The following is a 1,042-nucleotide window of genomic DNA, read 5'->3' on the forward strand; positions in this document are numbered from 1 at the left end:
CGCGGCGGCGGTTCAGCGCCGGGTCGCCGGGCCCTGCCCGGCCTGGGCGCGCAGGGGCTCCAGCAGGGCCGACAGGCCGTTGTGGTCGATCTCGTGCATGAGGGCCAGCAGCCGGCCCAGATCGCCGCGCGGAAAGCCTTCGCGGGCAAACCAGTTCAGGTAGTTGCCCGGCAGGTCCGCAATGGCATGGCCCTTGTACTTGCCGTAGGGCATCTGGACGGTCAGCAGGCGCTGCAGTTGTTCCGGGTCCATGGCGGCGCCTCTCAGCCCCCGGCCCGCTTGACGGTGTGGCCCCGTTGCCGCAGCACGTCCATCACGCGCTCGACATGGTCGCCCTGCACCTCGATCACGCCGTCCTTCACGGTCCCGCCGCTGCCGCACGCGGCCTTGAGCTGCTTGCCCAGCAGCGCCAGCGCAGCCTCGTCGAGCGCCACGCCCTTCACCACCGTGACCGCCTTGCCGCCCCGCCCCTTGGTCTCGCGAGAGACCCGCACGGTGCCATCGCCCACCGGCACCGCGCGGGCCGCCTGGCAGGCGCACTGCGCCACGGGCTGGCGGCAGCCGGGGCACATGCGGCCCGATTCGGTCGAATAGACGAGGCCGCCCAGGTCGCTCAGGCGCATGGCGGCACCCCCTGGGCTTTGAAGAAAACGGCGGCAGTGGCAATCAGGCGCATGGCGAGGGACCCGGGGCGCGGGCGAAGGACGGCGGGCAAAAAGTGAAGGCAGGAAATGAGGCAGGAAAGGCCTCGAAGACCGCGAATTATCCGCATCCCGCCCCAGGGCGGCACAATCGCGGGTTCCCTCCTTCGCGCCCCGGTGCGCGCCTGCCATGCCTTTTGCTTCCCTCGGCCTCTCGCCCGCCCTTGTCCACGCCGCCGATGCGATGGGCTTCACCACGCCCACGGCGGTCCAGGCCGAGGCCATTCCGGCCGTGCTGCGCGGCGCCGACGTGCGGGCCTGCGCGCAGACCGGTTCGGGCAAGACCGCCGCCTTCGCCTTGCCGCTGCTGCAGCAGTGCCTGCCGCACACGCTGGCCCAGG

General features: G+C 72.0%; 3 protein-coding genes. 1 reads left to right on the plus strand and 2 read right to left on the minus strand.

The features are described from left to right. Positions 1-12: 12 nt before the first annotated feature. Positions 13-252, minus strand: coding sequence for a DUF3820 family protein (locus tag AC27KI_RS25655; RefSeq protein ID WP_284408989.1), 240 nt, complete (start codon positions 250-252; stop codon positions 13-15). An 11-nt stretch (positions 253-263) separates the two neighbouring features. Then, positions 264-623, minus strand: coding sequence for a translation initiation factor Sui1 (locus AC27KI_RS25660; protein WP_284408987.1), 360 nt, complete (start codon positions 621-623; stop codon positions 264-266). Positions 624-831: 208 nt separating this feature from the next. Between AC27KI_RS25660 and AC27KI_RS25665 the strand changes: the two genes are divergently transcribed. Then, the coding region (locus AC27KI_RS25665; protein WP_487116636.1) for a DEAD/DEAH box helicase at positions 832-1,042 on the plus strand (211 nt) is incomplete at its 3' end.

The sequence above is a fragment of the Acidovorax sp. KPB24-03 genome (assembly GCF_057546605.1).